This is a genomic window from Winogradskyella pulchriflava, from assembly GCF_042434315.1.
Classification (GTDB): domain Bacteria; phylum Bacteroidota; class Bacteroidia; order Flavobacteriales; family Flavobacteriaceae; genus Winogradskyella; species Winogradskyella pulchriflava.
Window position 1 is genome coordinate 521,897 of sequence record NZ_JBHLTQ010000005.1, and the last position, 20,310, is coordinate 542,206.

Sequence of the window (20,310 nt, forward strand, 5' to 3'; positions counted from 1 at the left end):
TTGAGGTCGATTTAAAATATTATAATTTGACTTCAACTAAATTTAAAATAATGCTAAACTCGTCGAAGATGTATTATTAATGAGATACTGAAACAAGTTCAGTATAACAAGTTTCGTATATTATTTGAAAAAAGAATCCACAAACTCGTACTTATTAAAGACTTGCAAGTCTTCAATACCTTCTCCTACTCCAATGTATTTTACAGGAATTTGAAATTGGTCAGAAATACCAATTACAACTCCTCCTTTTGCTGTACCATCTAATTTTGTAACGGCTAACGAAGTCACTTCCGTTGCAGCAGTAAACTGTTTAGCTTGTTCAAAAGCATTTTGTCCTGTAGAGCCATCTAAAACTAATAATACATCGTGTGGTGCATCACCTACTACTTTTTGCATTACGCGTTTTACTTTGGTGAGCTCATTCATTAAATTGATTTTATTATGTAAACGACCAGCTGTATCTATAATAATAACATCTGCTTCTTGGTTAACACCAGATTGCAGAGCATCAAAAGCTACAGAAGCAGGATCAGAACCCATTTCTTGTCGTATCATTGGTACATCTACGCGATCTGCCCATACTTGTAATTGGTCGATTGCAGCAGCTCTAAAGGTATCTGCAGCACCAAGTACTACTTTTAAACCTTGCTTTTTAAACTGATAAGCCAACTTACCAATTGTCGTCGTTTTACCAACACCATTGACTCCAACCACCATAAGCACATAAGGTGTTTTTTTACCGTTTTCTTGAGCTGGTAGGTTCGGAATGATATATTCGGTTTCTTCACCAGAGTTGGTTTCGGACAGTAAACCTGCTATTTCTTCTCTAAGAATTTTGTTTAGCTCTGATGTACCTAGATATTTATCTTTAGCTACACGCTCTTCAATACGTTCTATAACTTTTAAAGTTGTATTAACACCAACATCACTTGTTACTAGTACTTCTTCAAGATTATCTAAAACATCATCATCTACCTTAGACTTACCTGCGACAGCTTTATTTAATTTATTGAAAAAAGAAGATTTAGATTTCTCTAAACCTTTATCTAAGGTTTCTTTCTTTTCTGAAGAGAATATTTTTTTAAAAAAACTCATTTTGTTGCTTAAAAACACACTTCGACTGCGCTCAGTGTGACATTATTATAAAATCATACAAACAACAACCTTGCCTTTAATGCTTTACTGCTAAGTTGTCATATCCGCTCAAATATAGCCATAAAAAAACTGCTTTCAAATGAAAGCAGTTTACTAAATCTATATTAAAATAAAGATTATTTTTTGTTTAAAAAGTCATTGACAAATTCTGGTGCCATAACTGATTCTACGAACATGTAGGCTCCAGTTTTTGGTGATTTCACCATTTTAATAGCTTTTGTCAATCTTTTTGATCCTGTCTGTAAAGACGCTACTGATTTCTTTGCCATGATTTCTTATTTTATCTCTTTATGAACTGTCATACGCTTAAGGATAGGATTAAATTTTTTAATCTCCATACGGTCTGGCGTATTCTTTTTGTTTTTCGTTGTAATATATCTAGAAGTTCCTGGCTGACCAGAAGCTTTGTGCTCTGTGCACTCTAAGATAACCTGTATTCTATTTCCTTTTTTTGCCATTGTAAATTGACTTTAGCGTACGCTATTATTTGTAAAATCCTTTTGCTTTAGCTTCTTTTAATGCTGCAGTAATACCAATTTTATTGATAGTCTTTAATGCAGATGTAGAAACTTTTAATGTTACCCACTTATCTTCTTCAGGAATGTAAAAACGCTTTTTGATCAAGTTTGCATCAAACTTGCGTTTAGTTTTATTCATAGCGTGAGAAACATTGTTTCCAACCATCGCCTTTTTCCCAGTAAGTTCACAAACTCTTGACATTGTTTTCTTTCTTTAGGTCTATTAATTTTTCCTGTTTATTTACAATCCTACAACAGATATTTTAAAACAGGGTGCAAATTTAAGAAAACTTTACGTTTCAGCAAACATATAATCCTACTTTTTCGAAATTTCTTTTAGAAGCATTTCAAAAGCCTTATTTGTTGCCTTTATAATTACTTTTTTACGGTGGTTGCCAAAGTTAAAAACTTCGGAATATACCTTTGTTTTTGTTGCTATAGCTATCCAAACTGTTCCTACATCTGCATCAGAATCTCCTTTTGATGGTCCAGCATTTCCTGTTGTGCTCATTCCGTAGTCTGTATTAAAAAGCAATCTGACATTTTTTGCCATAGCCTCAGCAACTTCCTTACTTACTACAGAATGTTTATTAATTATAGCTTCAGAAACCTTTAAAATATTCTCTTTAGATTCCGTAGCATAACTTACAATACTTCCTTTAAAATATTTTGATGCACCTGCATTAGCTGTTAAGGATTCTGCTAGTCGTCCTCCTGTGCAACTCTCTGCTATGGCAATCGTTTTTTCTTTTAATGTTAGTTGTTTACCAATAATAGCTTCTATGGATAGATCTTCTTCAAAACCAATAAAAATATCTTCAATTTGGGGTAAAAGCAACGCTACCTGCTTATCAATTTCATTATCTAATTGTGCTTTGTCAGTAGTTTTACCAGACAATCGTAACCTTACACTGCCTAAACTTGGCAAATAAGCAAGCTTAATAAAGTTTGGCAATGCATCTTCCCAAGCTTCAATTCTATTTGCAAGCGCACTTTCACCCAAACCAAAAGTTAAAATGGTTTTATGTTTTATATATGGAAACTTAAATCTCGATCTCAGAGCCGGAATCACCTCATTACTAATTAAAGCCTCCATTTCGTATGGTACACCAGGAAGCGACACAAACACTTTTCCGTTTTTTTCTAACCACATACCAGGCGCAGTACCAAATTGGTTTTTAAGCACCTTAGCTTTTGAAGGGACAAGGGCTTGCTGACGGTTTAAATCTGAAATTGGTGTGCTGATATATTTTGAAAACAATTCTTCTACATGCGCTAAAACCTCCTTATTTTCAACTAAAGTATCATTGAAATATTCGCAAAGTGTATGCTTGGTAATATCATCTTTGGTTGGTCCTAAACCACCAGTTACAATCACAATATCAGCATTATCTTCTGCTTCCTTTAACGCTTTTAGAATATGCGTTTTATCGTCTTGTACCGAAGTAATTTGATAGATTGAAGCACCTATCTTATTGAATTCCTTTCCTAAAAAAGCCGAATTTGTATCTACAACCTGACCAATGAGAATTTCATCGCCAATAGTGATGATTTCTACTTGCATTACAGACCAAAATCAGACTTTATCTCGTTTGTAGCATTTTCTACTGCAGTAATCACTTTCTGTAGTTCTTCGTCCACATTTTTATCGGACTGTTCAAATTTTCCCCAATCCTGTACAACGATTAGCTCGTCATAAACACCTAATTCAAACAACTCTATTGTTGGTTTCATTTTATGTGCTGCTTGGTAAGTTTCGTAAAAATCACCTTCTGGTACTGCTACTCTTAATCGTTCTGCATCTGCTGGAACTTCTTCTATAAAAGCTGCTGCTAAAGCCATAACGAAGTCTTCGTCGTTATCAGCCATTTCGCGAACGCGATCTAATTTATAATGTTGTGGCATTTATTTTATTTTAATAGAAAACAATTCCTCGTTTTCAATATATCCTTTTAAAGTATCATTTGCAAAAACCTTACCAACTCCTGCTGGTGTGCCCGTAAATATAATATCTCCAATTTTTAAAGTAAAATATTTTGAGACATATTCTATAAGTTCGTCAATTTTCCAAAGCATTAATTCGGTATTTCCAGACTGAACAACCTCATCATTTTTCTTTAAACTAAAGTTGATGTTATCAATGTTTGCGAACTTAGTTTTTGGCAACCATTTCCCTATAACAGCAGCACCATCAAAGGCTTTGGCTTTTTCCCAAGGTAAGCCTTTTGCTTTTAACTGTGCTTGAAGGTCGCGTGCAGTGAAGTCTATACCAAGTCCTATTTCATCATAATATTTGTGCGCAAATTTTTTATCAATATACTTTCCTACTTTTTTGATTTTTACCAATAATTCTACTTCATGGTGTACATCATCAGAAAAATCTGGAATAAAAAACGGTTGTTTTTTCAACAGAATGGCTGTATCTGGTTTTAGAAACACAACAGGGTCTGATGGTTTTTCGTTTTCTAGCTCTTTGATGTGGTCTGTGTAGTTTCGACCTATGCAGATTAATTTCATGATTTCTCGCTAAGGCGCGTAAGGCGCAAAGTTTAATTAGACAAAGTTAAGGTTATTGCCGGAACTATATATTCATTTTTCTTCGAAGATGGTATAGGCATAGCATACCATGTCCCACTAGAATAAACAGCTAGATTATTTGTAGTTCCTTTTCTTTTAATCCAAGAAATTCTTGGTGCATATCTAGTTTCAACATATTTTTTTCTCGATTTTTTTTTGGTATAAGAAAATTTATAGGCATTGGTGGTTATATATAGCCATTCAATTGCTACATAAACTCCCTCCCTTGGAAAAACTAAATTGAGTTCTGATAAATCAATATCAACCTGTCTTTGCTTTTTCGTAGTCTCCACAATTATATTCTTAGAAATCAAATCATTTTCTGGAAGACTGTCTTTACCAACAGCAAACATACGAAATCTAAATTTTGATGACATAGATTGACTGCCACCTAACGGTGAAGTTTTATTTAATAGAATCTTCGCTTTATTAATATATTCTGTCTTTGAAAATAAAGAGTCAAATGGTATGTAAAGTGCAAAAATATAAGGATGTTCTCGCATTCCACCAATGCCACCAACGATTTCATTCTTTTTAATGGGATTAATCTCTAAGAATTCTTCTTCAAACTTTTCAGAAATAACAACTTCATCTAATTGTTCAACTTTAGACTGAAGAAATAGTGCTTTCAATTTCAATAAGGATTTAACTACAAACATTGTATCCTTATAACCGAGTGACGACAACTTTACAGTTTTGTTAAGGTCTTCTTTTTTGATTTGAAGTGAATAACTGCCATCTTCATTACTGGATGTTCCAATTTGAGAATCAATAATAGAAATGTTAACATAAGGGATAGGTTTTTTTGTAACCTTATCTAAAGCAAAACCTTCTGCTATTCGTGCTTGAGGAAATATTAAAAACGGGATAAATAATAAAAGGAACTTCATTCTACTAATTACTAAGATTCCTGCCTTCGCTGGAATGACAACTAACTTAACTTATTATTAAACTGTCGCAACTTAATAGCAGTTAACACCTTCTTGGTATATAACGGAAAATCTGCATTGAGCAACCAACCAAAATAACCAGGTTCTTGTTCCATAACATCTACAACGCGTTTGTTTTTGTGCTTTCCAAAAGAGAAACACTCTTCTCCTTTTTTATTATAGATTAGAAAACCTGCAAAATCGGCAAACTTTTTTCTTGAGCTGAATTCTGCTAAAAACTTAGTATCGTTTTCTAACTCGTCGTATTTTTCTAATTGTGCTTTTAAGACCTCGTAAGTTGCTTTTGTATCTGCTTCGGCACTATGTGCATCGTCTAAATTTTTATCGCAATAAAATTTGTAGGCAGCACTTAATGTGCGTTGTTCCATTTTATGAAAAATAGTCTGCACATCTACAGACTGTCTGTTTTTCATGTCAAAATCAATTTCTGCCCTCAACATTTCTTCTGCCAATAGCGGAATATCGAAACGGTTAGAATTAAAACCTCCTAAGTCCGAGTCTTTAATTAGATTATAAACTTCTTTAGAAATTTCCTTAAACGTTGGCGCATCTGCCACGTCTGCATCAGATATGCCATGCACAAGCGTTACTTCTGGCGGAATAGGAATTGTTGGATTTACGCGCTTTGTATACGTTTCTTCTTTACCATCTGGATAGACTTTTAGTATTGAAATCTCAACAATTCTATCTTTAGAAATATTGATTCCTGTGGTTTCTAAATCGAAAAAACAAATGGGTTTGCTAAGGTTGAGTTGCATATTAAAATTTTGAAAACCAAAGATAAATAGAATTAGCTGAATAGCATTGTTTGTATTGAAAAAGCTGGCTAAACTTTATAAATTAAAAAAGTTAACTTCGTTTATATATGCTGAACCTGATTCAATGATGCTTGATAAAAACATTGAAAAGATTTATTATCTTAGTCGTTATAGTAAGGATATAGTTAATATCTATATTCAATTGTTGTGTACAATATCCACTAAACTCTGAAAATGAAAAAAATTCTGATTTTAATAATGACATTTTTACCTCTGACCTTACTCGGACAACAGTTAAAATGTTGTGAATCGGAAAAAGAAGTAGAAACATATTTGAGCGGAAAGTGGAAAGAAAAGAATGACGAATCTAATACTATTTATGAATATTGGTTTGAAAATGGAAAAGGTCATTTATCGGAAATTGAAATTGCCGAAAATGGAGACGAATTAATTGAAATCGAAGTTCAACCATTTGTAGAAATAATTAAATATGACGGTGGATTTAAAATCAATTTCACTTATCCTTACGAAAATTGGATTTCGGAATTGAAATACTTGAATTCTAACAAACTGATTTTGATAACGGACGGAAAAGAAACTGAATATTATAAATACGAAAAATAAAATACTGTACACAACAAAGTACTGTGGTAAAAAACAAGTAAAATAGCATTAATTTTTCACCAACGTGCTTCTATAAGTATCATCATATATTAATCCCGATTTAGCAATTGCAAAGGCTTGTTTCAATAGTTTATTGCATACTGCGATTAACGCTAATTTTTTGCTCTTTCCTTTGGCTACAATGCGCTCATATAAATCTCTACAAGGTTTGTTGTATTTACAAGCATAAAAAAAGCACAGTCCTAAAACTGTGCTTTTTAATATATGTGAGATGCTGAATCAAGTTCAGCATGACAAAACATTAGTTATAGTTATATCTCTCTATCTGAATCCCAAGCTTCTAAATAATCCTTAACGGCTTTTACAAACTGTCCACCAAGTGCTCCATTGACTACTCTGTGGTCGTAAGAATGTGATAAGAACATTTTGTAACGTATGCCAATAAAATCTCCTTCTGCTGTTTCAATAACTGCAGGTACTTTACGTATAGCTCCTAAAGCTAAAATGGCTACTTGTGGTTGATTGATTATTGGTGTACCCATAATACTACCAAAAGTACCAACATTAGTAACCGTGTAGGTTCCTCCTTGTATATCGTCTGGGCTTAATTTATTTTCTCTGGCTCTATTAGCTAAGTCATTAACTTTCTTAGCCATACCTAATAAATTAAGTTGGTCTGCATCTTTAATTACTGGTACAATTAAATTACCATCTCCTAGCGCAGCAGCCATACCCAAATTGATATGCTTCTTTTTTACAATACTATCTCCTTGAACAGAGATATTTATCATAGGGAAATCTCTAATGGCTTTTGCCACAGCTTCCATGAATATTGGTGTAAACGTAAGATTTTCACCTTCACGCTTTTTAAAGTTGTCTTTATGCTTGTTTCTCCAATTCCAGATTTTAGTAACATCTGCTTCTATAAACGACTGCACGTGAGCAGAGGTTTGTACAGAATCTACCATGTGCTTAGAAATAAGTTTACCCATTCGGCTCATTTCTATAATCTCATCATCTCCAGAAGTAACAACTGGTTGAGCGACTGTTTTTTCTGCTGGTTTAGGTGCCTCAGGTGAGGTTTCTACTTTTTTCTCAACCACAGGATCGGCTTTTGGTGTTGCAACTGGTGCAGAACCACGTGATTCTAAATAAGATTTAATATCATTTTTAGTAACACGACCATCTTTTCCCGTACCAGGAATAGCATCTAATTCTGTTTGAGAAATACCTTCTTGCTTTGCAATATTCTTAACCAATGGAGAGTAAAAACGACCCTCTGAAGATACCACAGGCGCAACAGTTTCTTTAGCTGCTACAACGGTTTGAGCAACCTCAGCAACAGCTTTTGGAGGTTCTGGCTCAGCTACAGTCTCTGCTGCTGGAGCTTTTACTTCAACAGTATCTCCTCCTTCAATTTCTATAACTGCTATAGTTTGCCCAACCTGTACAACATCATCAACGTTGAATAGTTTTTCAACCAAAACACCGTCCACTTCGCTTGGTACTTCACTATCAACTTTGTCTGTGGCGATTTCTAAAACGGCTTCATCTGCCTCAATAGTATCTCCAACATCTTTAAGCCATGAGGTAATTGTTGCTTCAGCAACACTTTCTCCCATTTTAGGTAACTTAAGTTCAAACTTTGCCATATCTATAATTTGAAGGTCTTTATTTGTTAGTTGACTGCAAAATTAATAAAAAACAAGATGTTTTTCTGATTTTTATTCAATTAAATATTCAAAAATGAAGCACATGCCCTCTACCAACACTGCTGTCACTACCAAGGATAAAAGTACTATTTTTTGATAAAATTCTAAACGAATTCGATTTTGAAATAGTTTTAGATTTCATAAAATCGATAATCGTCTTATAACTAAGGTAATGCGCATCTAAAACCAATAAGGTGTTTTCAAACGCACCAGAGAGTTCTGTTGTTATAGACACAGGTTGCTGTAACTTTGTTTTTAACGATTCTGGAATATCATTGGACACAACCGTAGTTTGTGAAATATTGTTGGTCTTTACTTCTGGAATGTGTCTGCCTTTTTTAGAAGCCAGTTTAGTACTCAATTTTACCAATACTGAAAACAATGAATTTTTCTTAAAATGTTTCTTGTAAAAAATCTCCATGGCTTCGTAAAAACGCTTGGCATAAACCTTATCCTTCAAAGTACTTTCGCCTTTAAAATGAATAATGGTTGCCTCACCAAAATAATAATTAGCATAACCTGCCTTTAAAATTTTGAAAGACAAATCAATATCCTCACCATACATAAAATAATCTTCATCAAAACCTCCAACATTATTATAAACCTCTTGTTTTAAGAGCATAAATGCACCAACCAATACATCGGTTTTACCAATACCATCCTTATCAATATTAAGATTATAATAATTGTTTGCGTAGCCAACCATCTTTTGAAACGCAATTTTTGTAGTTGGAACATTGCGCTTACTTTCAGGAAGAAATTGCCCTTTACCATCAATAAGCTGACAACCAACTATCCCAAGATTTTCTTTGGAATCTGCAAATTTTAAAAGCTTAAAAAAGGTATCTTCGGCAACAACCGTATCTGGATTAAGAATACATAAATATTCTCCTTTGGCTTCAGCTACTCCAATGTTATTTCCTTTAGAGAACCCAAAGTTTTCTTTATTCTCAATTAATTTAACATTTGGAAATAGCGATTTTACCATCTCACAACTATCGTCTGGAGAATTGTTATCCACAACTATAATTTCGGCATCCAACTCTTTTATAGCAGCTTCAACACTTTTAAGACAGAGCTCTAAAAAGTAACGCACATTATAATTGAGTATGATAACGGATAGCTTCAAAATAAGGTTACGATTTTAAAGAGGCTTCAAAAGGAATTCGGTCTATGATACTGCGACCTAGTGTGATTTCGTCCGTGTATTCCAATTCGTTACCAGCAGCTACTCCTCTTGCTATAGTTGACGTTTCGACATTATAATCTTGGATTTGCCTAAAGATGTAAAAATTTGTGGTATCACCTTCCATTGTTGGGCTCATAGCAAAAATGAGTTCCTTAACTTGTCCTGATTTTACTTTTTCTACTAAAGAATTAATATTTAGATCTTGAGGACCAATGCCATCCATAGGAGAAATTTTACCTCCCAAAACATGGTACAACCCTTTAAATGAGCTTGTGTTTTCAATTGCCATAACATCCCTTATATCTTCAACCACACAAATTAATTGTTCATTACGGTTTGGGTTTTCGCATATTTCGCACAAGATTTTATCACTTATATTATGACAAGATTTACAGAAATTTATTTCTGCTCTAACTTTAGACAAAGCCTCTGACAACTGAAATGTTTGTTGTTTTGGCTGCCTTAATAAATGTAGCACCAAACGCAAAGCGGTACGTTTACCTATGCCTGGTAATTGTGCCATTTCGTTAACCGCATTTTCTAAAAGTTTTGAAGAAAATTCCATAATTGCGAAGGTACTGATTTTTGGATATAAAAAAGCCCAACTGCAAGTGAATTACAATTGGGCTTTTCTTAAAAATTGTTTCTAGTTATTTAAGGATAAGTTTTTTAGTCACTTCTCCTTTAGTGCTATTTAATTTCACAAAATAAACACCAGAATTAAAGGATGATACATCCATTTTAAATCCATTTAACAAATTAATATCCTTTCCATAAAACATTAGCTTCCCTTGCGTATTGAAGATTCTCACACTTACATTTTCAGAAGTGTTCCATTTTATATTTAACTCGTTAGTTGCTGGGTTAGGGTAAATAGCGAAATCGTTAAATTCAAAATCATTGACATTTAAAGCTTCATCATAAACATTAGATCTCCATAAACCTCTACCATAAGTTGCAGCATATAGTCTATTGTCTGCAGTATTTACTTCTAACTCATTAATTCTAACATTTGGTAAACCATTATTAAACGGAACCCAAGTATTCCCTAAATCGTTGTCCGTGTAATACACACCATAGTTCATCCCAACATATAGACCATCCTGACCATTATTTTGCCAAGCTAGAGCCTGCGCTGAGAAACTAGGTAAATCCCATAACATAGATGTCCAAGACACTCCATTATCTGTACTTATATAAACTTTTTGACTGTTGGTTGTAGCAATTGCAATTTTAGAAGGATCTGTTGGATGCACTGCAATTTCATTAATCCAGCCACCTCCTAAGTTTAAAGAAGATGCCGTCCAAGTTGTTCCACCATTAGTTGTATACCAAAATACTCCATTAATAGCCAAATACATCATTTGATTATTTGTTGGAGCAACTTTAAAATGATCAACATCAGCTCCGAAGTTTTGAGATATAGATGTCCATGTGCTCCCTGCATCTATTGACTTATATACTTCATCAAAAGCACAATAAATAACATCTTGAGTTATTGGATCTTGCTCAAAAGGCACAACCCAGTTCCAGGTATTTTGACCGCCTTTACCATCTGGTTGTGTTACACCAGAAACACTAGATCCACCATTAAATGATTTAATAAATGAGCCAAATTGAGTAGTTCCGTATATTATTTGCGAATTGTTTTTGTCCACAAAACCTTCCATTCCATCTGCTCCCCACCAATCAGTCCAATTACCATCAGAACCTAATACAGAAGACCCATTATCTTGCGATCCACCAGTAACAACTACTGGGTCTGTTTGACTTATACCAATTTTATAAAATTGTCTTATACCTAATCCTGTTGTTAAATCTGTATAATAATTACTATTTACAATTGAAGGGGTTTCTGCTTTATAAATACCTCCATCTGTCCCTAAAAAAAGTTTAGCATTTGCTCCTGCACCTGCAAATAACAAAATGTCAACATCTGCGTGGCAATATCCTATATTTTGACTTGCAGCATTAAATGGCACCCATTGAGACGTATTAAGAAAGTCAATTCCTCCATTAATAGATCTCCATGTATTTACTCCCGCTATATGAACATCATTAACATCATTTGGATGTACAACAATATCCATATCTCTAGGAGCTTGCCCTACTCCAACATCACCTACATCCTCTGGGTCAGAAGAATAACCAAAATAGTTTTTACCTGTATGGTCTAACTTAGTAAAAGTGGCTCCACTATCGGTAGATTTGTACAAACCACCAAAAGCACCACCAGAAGCCTCAAGAACATAAACCACAGTAGGATCGTTTGCTGACACACCAATCATTTTTGGGCCATTAGAAAACTGGTCTGCTCCTACACCACTTATTTGCGAAAAGCTGGTTCCATTGTTGGTTGACCTGTAAAAACTACTTCCTGAAGCGTAAATAACACTAGGATCACCTGGTTTAAACTCAATATCATAACCTGTTCCTGTAGCCACGAAATAAATAGAGCTCCATGTTAGACCTCCATCCACAGATTTGTATAGCCCATTTCCTTGCACACTGCAATACATAATTGAAGCATTTGTTGGGTGAATTAAAATTTTATTCACGGTTCCGTAAGACAAATTGCCATGCAACGTCCATGTTGCACCACTATCTGTAGATTTAAATATTGAACCACCAGTAGATCCCCAATAATAGTGTGAACTATTCTGAGGGTCTATAGCAAGTGCATACACATCTATGTTAGCTAAATTATCGGTTAAAACGGTCCAAGTTGCACCTCCGTCAATACTTCTCCACACACCACCAGTTTCACCACCAACTATAATATGGTTTAAATCAGTTTCATCAACAGCAACTGAAGTAATTCTTCCAACTCCGGGATTGTACCCTGAAGTTGCATTCCAATATGTTGGTCCCATTTCTTCCCAAGTACCTACAACGGTTCTAGATGCCAGACCTTCGTCATTTATTCTCGCATTATAATTTTGTAATTCGTTATAATAATATTCTGGTGACTTTAGTTTTCCTGTTTCATCCATGGCACGTTCTGCAAAATATTGCCAGCGCTTAAAAGGTTTATATCCCGTTCCACGACCTCTACCTACTGAATCGAAATGCTGCTCTGCTACAGCAACAATGGACTCTACGGTGTGATTTCCTTCAGCAATAAGCTCTTTATAATCTTGTCCATAAAGACTAAATGCAAATAGGAAACATGTGAATAACAAAGTAATCTTTTTCATATTTTATTATTTTTTAAGTAGCTCTTTTTTCCAAATGTACTATTTTTCATAAAATTTATCTGATAAAACATTTTAAACATGAGTCCTTTTTCAATTCTACTTTTAATCCTTGCTTATTTTAGTGTACTCATTTTAATTTCATATTTCACTGGTAAAGAAGATAGTAATGCTGCATTTTTTAAAGCTAACAAAACTGCTCCTTGGTATTTAGTGGCTTTTGGTATGATAGGCGCATCATTATCTGGTGTAACTTTTATATCTGTTCCTGGTGCAGTAGAAGCTAAACAGTTTGGGTATTTACAAGTTGTTTTTGGATACTTTTTTGGTTATCTCATCATAGCTTATGTACTTCTACCACTTTACTACAGGTTAAACCTCACTTCTATATACACCTACTTAAGAGATCGCTTTGGTAATGTTAGTTACAAAACTGGTTCATTTGCTTTTTTAATTTCCAGAACTGTTGGCGCTTCATTTAGATTATTCTTAGTGGCTAAAGTATTGCAACTTTTGGTTTTTGATCTTTTTGATATTCCGTTTGCTATAACAGTTGTCATTACCATTGCGTTGATATGGCTCTACACATTTAAAGGAGGTATTAAAACTATTATTTTTACAGACACGCTACAGACCTTATTTATGTTAGTATCTGTAGTTGTTACTATTGTGTTTTTAGCTTCTGCTTTAGACTTAAATAGTATTGGCGATGTTATCAGTAATGCAAAAGAAAGCAGTTTGAGCAAAGTTTTCTTTTTTGATGATGTAAATAATTCGCAGTACTTCTGGAAAAGTTTTCTTTCAGGAATATTTATTACCATAACCATGACTGGTCTTGATCAGGATATGATGCAAAAAAACCTTACTTGTAAAAACCTAAAAGATGCTCAAAAAAATATGGTTTCTTTTAGTGTTGTTTTAATCTTTGTGAATATTCTATTTTTAGTTCTTGGATTGATGTTAACGCAATATGCTGAAATCAATAACATTAGTGCCACTAAAGATGACCTCTTTGCCACAATAGCTATGTTACCAGAAATTGGAGTTATAACATCTGCTTTCTTTTTATTAGGTTTAATTGCAGCTGCTTATTCAAGTGCAGATTCTGCTTTAACATCATTAACCACCTCATTTTGTATAGATATTGTTGAGATAGAAAACAAACCAGAACACGAAAGAAAAAGAATAAGGAAACAAATACATGTCGCTTTTAGTGTTGTATTGGTAGTGGTTATCTTGTTATTCGATTTAATTTTCAAAGACGTCTCTGTTATATGGGAACTTTTTAAAGCGGCAGGTTACACCTACGGACCATTATTAGGTTTATTTGCTTTTGGTTTACTAACTAAATCTCAAATAAAAGATAACTATGTGTGGATTATAGCAATACTTGCTCCATTACTATCTTATATTTTAAACCTCTATTCTAAAGAGCTATTCAATGGCTATGAAATAGGTTTTGAAATATTGATTATCAATGGTCTACTAACCTTTATTGGCTTGCTTTTAATTAAAAGAAAAAAGGCTTTAAGTATAGAATAAGTTATTCACGCTTTAATATTGCCCAGTACTTAACAATACTAAAGTACATGCTACTTCAAAATGAATATTATTCTGTTTTAGTAAGTTATAAAACTCAGGATTTTCTGTACCTGGATTAAAAATAACTCTATTTGGCTTTAGTGCAATTATGTAATCGTAATAGCCTTTTTGCCTTTCAGGATTTATATACAAAGTCACTGTGCCTATGTCCTTATAAGGCATCAACTCGGTATTGATAGTAATTCCTGCTACCTCGCCCTTTTTCATACCAAAAGCTTTCACAGTAAACCCATTATTTATAAGTCTATTTATTGCCAAATTAGAATAACGCTCTGGCTTAAGCGATGCACCAAAAACTAAAGTTGTTTTCTTCATAATGTTAAAAAGATGTTAAGTAGTGTTAAAAAGAGTAACATGATATAAAAATAGTCGTCTACACATTAATAAACTATCAAATCAATCAAAAAATGAAGCATTTCTTTTTAATGCTTATTATAGTTTCATCAACTATTTTAAGTGCACAACCTAATTCAAATTCCGATATAATAGACGGTTCCATCTCAGGACGTGTATTAGACGCACAGCTTAATCAGCCCTTACCTTACGTAAACGTTATTGTTAAGGACGCGTCAAGCAAAATTATCACTGGTAGCATTACTGACGATGGTGGTAATTTTGAAATTAAAAAAATCCCAGAAGGGACGGTAATAGTTGAAATATCTTTTATAGGCTATAAAACCATTACCAAAAACGTTAACATTGGCAAAAACAGTTACAAAATAGATGTAGGTGATATCTTATTAGAGGAAGATGTTGCAAGTCTAGATGAAGTTGTTGTCGTTGCAGAGACCACCACAATTCAGCAAAAAGTAGATAGAAAAGTTATCAATATTGGTAAAGATCTTACAACTGCAGGTGCAACCGCAAGTGATATAATGAACAACTTACCATCTGTAAACGTTGATCAGCAAACAGGAAACATTAGCCTTCGCGGTAATGAGAATGTGCGTGTTATGGTTGATGGAAAACTATCTAACGTGCCAATTGCGCAGTTACTTAGACAAATTCCTTCAACATCAATTAAGCAAATTGAATTGATAACCAACCCTTCAGCTAAATACAATCCTGAAGGAATGAGCGGTATCATTAATATAATTCTTCATAAAAACACAACTATAGGCTTTAATGGAAACATTAATCTTGGTTTAACTAAAGAGATTTTTGCTAAGTTCAATAGCTCAATAGATATGAATTACCGTAACGGAAAATTCAACTTCTATGGAAATTACGGTAACAATGTTGGTAAATATGCCAATTATGGAACCATAGAGCGTTTGGATGATAACTCGCAACAACTATTCGATTTTGGAAACAACAACAAATCTCACCTTTATAAAGTTGGTGTTGATTTTTATATGAATGATAACAACACTATTTCATTCTTTACCAATCAGAATCTTTTTAACGGTACTGGTGATGGCTCTACAGGAATTCAGTATGTAAACGAGCCCTTACAATTACAAACCTTTAATAATGATACAGAAAACAAAGTATCACAGTACAATGGTGCCTACAAGCATGAGTTTAAGAAAGAGGGTGAAAAATTAGATTTAGAGGTAGATTATAGCACATTCTCACAAGATGAAATAGCAAATTTTAGCTTTATAAACATTGCATTTCCTCCAAACTACAGAGATTTTGTAGATACAGATAGAGACCAAACTGTTGTGAACTTGGATTATGTAAATCCTTTATCCGAAAAAGCAAAGCTTGAAGTTGGTGCAGAAGCCAGAATTTTTGAAACCAATATAGACTATAATTCTACTGGACTTTCAGTAAATGAAAACCAGGATAATGTACCAAACAATGGAGACGAGTTTATACCAACTCCATCAACAGATTTTACTTATAAAAGAGATATTTATTCATTATATGCGACGTTCGGAAAGACTTTTGAAAAATGGAGTTACCAAGTTGGTGCAAGGGCAGAAAGTGTTAAGGAAGAGGCTAAAGCTATCAGACAATTAGAAAACAGCAGTGAAACTTCGCCTTTTGAGAATGATTACTTTCAAATATATCCATCGGCTTTCTTTACTTACAATCCTAGTGACAAAAACACTTATCAAATGAGTTTTAGTCGTCGTGTGGATAGACCAGGTTTGCAACAAGTAAATCCTATTAGAGAATGGAGTACGCCTTTAGTATCGTCATTTGGAAATACCGAACTAGAACCACAGTTTACCAACTCAGTTGAAGTAAATTATACCAGAAAATTAGAAAAAGGTACTATTACTGCTGGTGTATTTTACAGATTGGTAGAAGACGAGATCAATAGAGCCGTTTTTGTAGATCGTTTGGATTTAAATAAAAACATCTTAACGTATGATAATTTTGAAAACACTACAGCTTACGGTATTGAACTGAGCAGTAATTACAGACCAACAAAATGGTGGAGCCTTAATGGTAGTTTTGATTTATTTGCGAGACAACAAAAAGGAATAGCAGAAACCTTAACTGCATCACCAGAGGTTGCCACAGTAGATGATATTGTACGCTCTACAGTAAAAGTAGATAACATTGTTTATAATATACGACTGTTTAACAACTTTAAAGTAACGGAAAAGCTTAGTTTATCACTGTTTTCAATGTATAGAGGCGAAGAAAAAGGCTTACAGTTTACCAGAAAACCAATGATTATGGTTAATACAGGTTTACGTTACAGTTTTATGGAAGACCGAAGAGCAACATTTAGCTTTAACTATAGTGATATTTTTAACACTATGAAGTTTGAATTTGAAGGAGATAGACCGTATCCTCAAGTTGGAGAATTTAACTGGGAAAGCAATACATGGAACGTAGCTTTAGCTTACCGATTTGGTGGTGGTAAATACCAAGCCTTAAGAAGAAAGCAACGCGATAGCAGAGAAAAATCTGGAAGCGGAGGATTCCTATAAAATTTTAAGACGTTAAAGTGTCACACATATCGTGATTAACTGTCTTTATGATATAAAGTGATATTTAATAGTTTACATAAATAGTTGATGGTTAGTGTTAATGTTTAGCTATTAAATAAGAAAACCCGAAACGTCTTGTTTCGGGTTTTTGTTAAAAAGGCGTTAAATACGTTAAATTTTGAAATAAAAACAGAAATACAACGTCTAAGTATGTAGATAAGTTTTAAGTAATGAGATTATAAATGAGAATTTATAATAGTGTTAGTTAAGTTGGTTAATAGCTGAAAAAGCCCAAACGTAATGTTTGGGCTTTTTTGGTTTTAAAGGTTGGCTTTGTGTTTTTATATGTATGTATATGGTTAAGTGAATGTTGTAGCAAATAAAACTGATATGAATCAGGTGCAACTAACTAAACCCATAATTTCCAAACGGCATAAGAAAATAGTTACTCAAAGTTAGCATTGTAAATGTTTTTACTTAATATTCTTTTGAGAATTTAGCTGATTTTGAACTTTTGGGTTATTTAATAACGTATTCTTAAATTCATCAAAATTGCTGTAATTATTAGGAGAATCTTTAATCTGCTCATATAGGAATGATTGATCTATTTGAGGATAAATAATGATGGTTTCTCCATATCTTAAATCAAAAAGCTTCATATTGAGAATTAAAGTTGAAAATCCATCTGGACTTGCCGAAAAAACCCAATCAAATTCATTGTTCTTTACTTCAAATATTCCTTGCGCTGTTAAATAAGGATAATTTCTAGAATCGACCAATGTATTTTCTTTAGAATCTTTGTCATTAGTTAGAATTAGCAAAGTTAATTTATCGATTATGTCTTCGCTTTCAGGGTTTTTGTATTCACCAATTCGTACACCTTTAAAAAAAACTTTATCGGTTTCTATTGTAAATGGAATGCTAGACACAGCATAGTCATATTCTGCAACAGGAAAAGGTGATTTGTTTAAAGGATAGCTTTTAAATATTTCAGAATATTTGTTATAGGTTTCAATGTCTTGTTGAAATAGCTTTAAGTCCCACTTACTGCTATCAAGGTGTTGTGTAGCTATGTGGCTTAATCTTTCCATGTTCCAATTATCAGTTTCGGTATTTTCAGAAGGTGAAACAGGTTTTTCTTTATCTAAACAAGAATTGAAAAGGAATCCAATGGTTATTAATAGTACTATTTGTGTAATTTTCATGCAGTGATAACATGTTGGTTGTAGTTGTCTAATTTAGCAAATAAACTACAAATAAAATATACCTAGGGATGTTAGTATGCTAATAGTGACTAAGGAATTATTTATAAAAAGTATTCTACTTAGTTTTTATTTCAGTTAATATTTTTCCATCAGCATTCAGTTCGTATTTATAACCTTGCCAATCTATTAATTCAATTCTATTTTCGATGATCTTAAATTCAGTTTTTCCGTCTGGATTTACAAAAATGTCTCTAGCACTAAAATCCCAAACAATTTCTCCGTTTTCATTAATTCGGCTGACTTGAGTTTCACCATGAATTATAAAATCATTCTTGAACTCATGTATTCCGAAGCAAGTTGCCCAATCGTATGAATTTCTCCAATTGACTGATAAATCCGTTAAATTCAATGAATATATTTGGTTAGAACAACAAATATAGATTCGGTCATTTTTAATTAGAAATGAATTCTCAAAAATTCCAGTCGCTCCTCCAGACTCTAACAATAAAGCGCTGCACTTTTCAATTCCCTTATCTATTATTCGAATTCCATATTTTGAGGATGGTTTAAATTCCAACTCAAGTCCTAAATCGACTGGATAAAGTTTCTTAAATCTCTGACCAAATTCCGCTGAATCCAAATGAGGTTCATTTGTTATTTCAACTTCGAAATCTTTATATTTTACTATCATTTTCTTGGTTAGGTCAAATTACCTAAAAAGCGTTTGTATATTGCTTATTGCTGGAAATACACTAAGGTTTTCAAACTTTACAGAAAGATAGGTAAAGACTTAAAACTATACCCATTTAAAAACAAGCATAACTATTACCATTTAATTATAACACTTCCCCAAGTAAAACCACTACCAAAAGCGGCCAATACAACAGTGTCACCTTCTTTTACTTTTCCTTCTTCCCAAGCTTCAGTTAAAGCAATCGGGATTGAAGCAGCAGTAGTGTTTCCGTATTTTTGTATGTTGTTAAAAACTTGGTCGTCATTAAGCTTAAACTTACGCTGTATAAACTGCGCAATACGCAAATTAGCTTGGTGTGGAATTAACATATCTACGTCCTCAACTTGTAAATTGTTCTTCACTAAACCTTCCATAATCACTTCGCTAAAACGTACTACGGCATTTTTAAATACAAACTGTCCGTTCATATAAGGAAAATAACTTTCGTCGTTAGGATCGTTTTCTGCTAAGATGTCATTTACCCAACGTTTACCCATTCCTGGCGCAATTAAAACTAGTTCCTCAGCATGTTCTCCTTGCGAGTGTAAATGTGTCGATAAAATACCTTTAGAAGTATCTTCTTCTCGAGTTAAAACTGCCGCTCCTGCTCCATCTCCAAAAATTACAGACACTCCTCTACCTCTAGTGGTTTTGTCCAATCCATAAGAGTGTAACTCACTACCAATAACCAAAATATTTTTGTACATCCCAGTTTTAATAAAATTATCGGCTACAGAAAGTGCATATACAAAACCAGAACATTGGTTACGTACATCTAACGCTCCGACCGTTTTTATATCTAAGGCATGCTGTACTTGTACTCCAGGACCAGGAAAATACATATCTGGACTCAATGTAGCAAAGATAATAAAGTCTATATCGTCCTTATCTATACCTGCGCGTTCAATTGCAATTTTAGCAGCTTTTACTCCCATAGTGGCAGTGGTATCATCGCTACCTTTCTTTACCCAACGACGTTCCTTTATACCAGTGCGTTCTTGAATCCATTCGTCATTGGTATCCATCATCTTTGATAAATCGTCGTTTGTTACTACATTGTCTGGCACGTATTTACCTAAGCCTATTATTTTTGAGTTGTACATTGAAAATCTATTTTCGTTTCCGAGACATCGAAAAACTTGTTATTTAGTTGTGCGAATTTAAACCTTAAGATACAATTTATTTTTATTCCATTTTAT

At 33.5% G+C, this 20,310-nt stretch carries 20 protein-coding genes and 1 pseudogene; 3 read left to right on the forward strand and 18 right to left on the reverse strand.

The window, feature by feature from the left end; translation table 11 throughout:
- Positions 1-120: 120 nt before the first annotated feature.
- From ftsY to ACFFGA_RS11750, 9 genes are all read right to left on the reverse strand, one after another.
- Positions 121-1,095: a signal recognition particle-docking protein FtsY gene (gene ftsY / locus ACFFGA_RS11710; protein ID WP_386064201.1), complete on the reverse strand. Its 975-nt coding sequence runs from the start codon at positions 1,093-1,095 to the stop codon at positions 121-123.
- A gap of 176 nt (positions 1,096-1,271) precedes the next feature.
- A complete protein-coding gene (locus tag ACFFGA_RS11715; RefSeq protein WP_008271041.1) occupies positions 1,272-1,424 on the reverse strand; it encodes a DUF4295 domain-containing protein in 153 nt (50 codons plus the stop codon).
- Positions 1,425-1,430: 6 nt separating this feature from the next.
- Positions 1,431-1,613: a 50S ribosomal protein L33 gene (gene rpmG, locus ACFFGA_RS11720; RefSeq protein WP_008271040.1), complete on the reverse strand. Its 183-nt coding sequence runs from the start codon at positions 1,611-1,613 to the stop codon at positions 1,431-1,433.
- A 25-nt stretch (positions 1,614-1,638) separates the two neighbouring features.
- The gene (gene rpmB / locus ACFFGA_RS11725) at positions 1,639-1,875 is read right to left on the reverse strand and encodes a 50S ribosomal protein L28 (protein WP_386064207.1); all 237 of its coding nucleotides are present in this window, start codon (positions 1,873-1,875) and stop codon (positions 1,639-1,641) included.
- A gap of 114 nt (positions 1,876-1,989) precedes the next feature.
- Complete coding sequence (locus ACFFGA_RS11730) at positions 1,990-3,237, reverse strand: competence/damage-inducible protein A (RefSeq protein ID WP_386064210.1); 1,248 nt, start codon at positions 3,235-3,237, stop codon at positions 1,990-1,992.
- Positions 3,237-3,578, reverse strand: a complete 342-nt coding sequence (locus ACFFGA_RS11735) for an Hpt domain-containing protein (protein WP_386064213.1) — start codon at positions 3,576-3,578, stop codon at positions 3,237-3,239. Before ACFFGA_RS11735 ends, ACFFGA_RS11730 begins: the two co-directional genes overlap by 1 nt.
- On the reverse strand, positions 3,579-4,190 hold the full coding sequence (locus ACFFGA_RS11740; protein ID WP_386064215.1) for a fumarylacetoacetate hydrolase family protein: 612 nt from the start codon (positions 4,188-4,190) through the stop codon (positions 3,579-3,581).
- A gap of 32 nt (positions 4,191-4,222) precedes the next feature.
- A complete protein-coding gene (locus ACFFGA_RS11745; protein ID WP_386064218.1) occupies positions 4,223-5,140 on the reverse strand; it encodes a carboxypeptidase-like regulatory domain-containing protein in 918 nt (305 codons plus the stop codon).
- Between the two features lie 41 nt (positions 5,141-5,181).
- Positions 5,182-5,958: an exonuclease domain-containing protein gene (locus tag ACFFGA_RS11750; protein ID WP_386064220.1), complete on the reverse strand. Its 777-nt coding sequence runs from the start codon at positions 5,956-5,958 to the stop codon at positions 5,182-5,184.
- Positions 5,959-6,192: 234 nt separating this feature from the next.
- On the opposite strand from ACFFGA_RS11750, the gene ACFFGA_RS11755 reads away from it, so the two are divergent.
- Positions 6,193-6,582, forward strand: a complete 390-nt coding sequence (locus ACFFGA_RS11755) for a hypothetical protein (RefSeq protein ID WP_386064223.1) — start codon at positions 6,193-6,195, stop codon at positions 6,580-6,582.
- Positions 6,583-6,630: 48 nt separating this feature from the next.
- Here ACFFGA_RS11755 and ACFFGA_RS11760 read toward each other — a convergent pair.
- The 5 genes and pseudogenes from ACFFGA_RS11760 to ACFFGA_RS11780 all read right to left on the reverse strand — a co-directional run.
- A pseudogene (locus ACFFGA_RS11760) lies at positions 6,631-6,831 on the reverse strand (IS110 family transposase); the annotation flags it as partial.
- Between the two features lie 62 nt (positions 6,832-6,893).
- Positions 6,894-8,234, reverse strand: coding sequence for a dihydrolipoamide acetyltransferase family protein (locus tag ACFFGA_RS11765; protein WP_386064226.1), 1,341 nt, complete (start codon positions 8,232-8,234; stop codon positions 6,894-6,896).
- Between the two features lie 88 nt (positions 8,235-8,322).
- Positions 8,323-9,423 carry a glycosyltransferase family 2 protein gene (locus ACFFGA_RS11770; RefSeq protein WP_386064229.1) on the reverse strand — a complete coding sequence of 367 codons (1,101 nt, stop codon included), beginning with the start codon at positions 9,421-9,423 and terminating at the stop codon, positions 8,323-8,325.
- Positions 9,424-9,430: 7 nt separating this feature from the next.
- Positions 9,431-10,048 carry a recombination mediator RecR gene (gene recR / locus ACFFGA_RS11775; protein WP_386064231.1) on the reverse strand — a complete coding sequence of 206 codons (618 nt, stop codon included), beginning with the start codon at positions 10,046-10,048 and terminating at the stop codon, positions 9,431-9,433.
- Between the two features lie 85 nt (positions 10,049-10,133).
- Entirely contained in the window at positions 10,134-12,680 is a 2,547-nt protein-coding gene (locus ACFFGA_RS11780) for a T9SS type A sorting domain-containing protein (protein ID WP_386064234.1), read from the reverse strand.
- A gap of 78 nt (positions 12,681-12,758) precedes the next feature.
- Here ACFFGA_RS11780 and ACFFGA_RS11785 point away from each other — a divergent pair, with 78 nt between their 5' ends.
- The gene (locus tag ACFFGA_RS11785; protein WP_386064237.1) at positions 12,759-14,219 is read left to right on the forward strand and encodes a sodium:solute symporter; all 1,461 of its coding nucleotides are present in this window, start codon (positions 12,759-12,761) and stop codon (positions 14,217-14,219) included.
- A 12-nt stretch (positions 14,220-14,231) separates the two neighbouring features.
- Here ACFFGA_RS11785 and ACFFGA_RS11790 read toward each other — a convergent pair whose 3' ends face one another.
- Complete coding sequence (locus tag ACFFGA_RS11790) at positions 14,232-14,594, reverse strand: CoA-binding protein (protein WP_386064240.1); 363 nt, start codon at positions 14,592-14,594, stop codon at positions 14,232-14,234.
- 92 nt (positions 14,595-14,686) lie between these two features.
- On the opposite strand from ACFFGA_RS11790, the gene ACFFGA_RS11795 reads away from it, so the two are divergent.
- Positions 14,687-17,173 carry a TonB-dependent receptor gene (locus tag ACFFGA_RS11795; protein ID WP_386064243.1) on the forward strand — a complete coding sequence of 829 codons (2,487 nt, stop codon included), beginning with the start codon at positions 14,687-14,689 and terminating at the stop codon, positions 17,171-17,173.
- Between the two features lie 473 nt (positions 17,174-17,646).
- Here ACFFGA_RS11795 and ACFFGA_RS11800 read toward each other — a convergent pair whose 3' ends face one another.
- From ACFFGA_RS11800 to ACFFGA_RS11810, 3 genes are all read right to left on the reverse strand, one after another.
- A complete protein-coding gene (locus tag ACFFGA_RS11800; RefSeq protein WP_386064246.1) occupies positions 17,647-18,378 on the reverse strand; it encodes a hypothetical protein in 732 nt (243 codons plus the stop codon).
- Between the two features lie 115 nt (positions 18,379-18,493).
- Positions 18,494-19,069 carry a calponin homology domain-containing protein gene (locus ACFFGA_RS11805; protein ID WP_386064248.1) on the reverse strand — a complete coding sequence of 192 codons (576 nt, stop codon included), beginning with the start codon at positions 19,067-19,069 and terminating at the stop codon, positions 18,494-18,496.
- Positions 19,070-19,203: 134 nt separating this feature from the next.
- A complete protein-coding gene (locus tag ACFFGA_RS11810; RefSeq protein ID WP_386064251.1) occupies positions 19,204-20,214 on the reverse strand; it encodes a 3-oxoacyl-ACP synthase III family protein in 1,011 nt (336 codons plus the stop codon).
- Positions 20,215-20,310 lie beyond the last annotated feature (96 nt).

Excerpts from the sequence above, each read along its gene's own strand:
- ftsY (WP_386064201.1), bottom strand. The coding sequence starts at position 1,095 with ATGAGTTTTTTTAAAAAAATATTCTCTTCAGAAAAGAAAGAAACCTTA.
- ACFFGA_RS11715 (WP_008271041.1), bottom strand. The coding sequence starts at position 1,424 with ATGGCAAAGAAATCAGTAGCGTCTTTACAGACAGGATCAAAAAGATTG.
- rpmG (WP_008271040.1), bottom strand. The coding sequence starts at position 1,613 with ATGGCAAAAAAAGGAAATAGAATACAGGTTATCTTAGAGTGCACAGAG.
- rpmB (WP_386064207.1), bottom strand. The coding sequence starts at position 1,875 with ATGTCAAGAGTTTGTGAACTTACTGGGAAAAAGGCGATGGTTGGAAAC.
- ACFFGA_RS11730 (WP_386064210.1), bottom strand. The coding sequence starts at position 3,237 with ATGCAAGTAGAAATCATCACTATTGGCGATGAAATTCTCATTGGTCAG.
- ACFFGA_RS11735 (WP_386064213.1), bottom strand. The coding sequence starts at position 3,578 with ATGCCACAACATTATAAATTAGATCGCGTTCGCGAAATGGCTGATAAC.
- ACFFGA_RS11740 (WP_386064215.1), bottom strand. The coding sequence starts at position 4,190 with ATGAAATTAATCTGCATAGGTCGAAACTACACAGACCACATCAAAGAG.
- ACFFGA_RS11745 (WP_386064218.1), bottom strand. The coding sequence starts at position 5,140 with ATGAAGTTCCTTTTATTATTTATCCCGTTTTTAATATTTCCTCAAGCA.
- ACFFGA_RS11750 (WP_386064220.1), bottom strand. The coding sequence starts at position 5,958 with ATGCAACTCAACCTTAGCAAACCCATTTGTTTTTTCGATTTAGAAACC.
- ACFFGA_RS11755 (WP_386064223.1), top strand. The coding sequence starts at position 6,193 with ATGAAAAAAATTCTGATTTTAATAATGACATTTTTACCTCTGACCTTA.
- ACFFGA_RS11765 (WP_386064226.1), bottom strand. The coding sequence starts at position 8,234 with ATGGCAAAGTTTGAACTTAAGTTACCTAAAATGGGAGAAAGTGTTGCT.
- recR (WP_386064231.1), bottom strand. The coding sequence starts at position 10,048 with ATGGAATTTTCTTCAAAACTTTTAGAAAATGCGGTTAACGAAATGGCA.
- ACFFGA_RS11780 (WP_386064234.1), bottom strand. The coding sequence starts at position 12,680 with ATGAAAAAGATTACTTTGTTATTCACATGTTTCCTATTTGCATTTAGT.
- ACFFGA_RS11785 (WP_386064237.1), top strand. The coding sequence starts at position 12,759 with ATGAGTCCTTTTTCAATTCTACTTTTAATCCTTGCTTATTTTAGTGTA.
- ACFFGA_RS11790 (WP_386064240.1), bottom strand. The coding sequence starts at position 14,594 with ATGAAGAAAACAACTTTAGTTTTTGGTGCATCGCTTAAGCCAGAGCGT.
- ACFFGA_RS11795 (WP_386064243.1), top strand. The coding sequence starts at position 14,687 with ATGAAGCATTTCTTTTTAATGCTTATTATAGTTTCATCAACTATTTTA.
- ACFFGA_RS11800 (WP_386064246.1), bottom strand. The coding sequence starts at position 18,378 with ATGAAAATTACACAAATAGTACTATTAATAACCATTGGATTCCTTTTC.
- ACFFGA_RS11805 (WP_386064248.1), bottom strand. The coding sequence starts at position 19,069 with ATGATAGTAAAATATAAAGATTTCGAAGTTGAAATAACAAATGAACCT.
- ACFFGA_RS11810 (WP_386064251.1), bottom strand. The coding sequence starts at position 20,214 with ATGTACAACTCAAAAATAATAGGCTTAGGTAAATACGTGCCAGACAAT.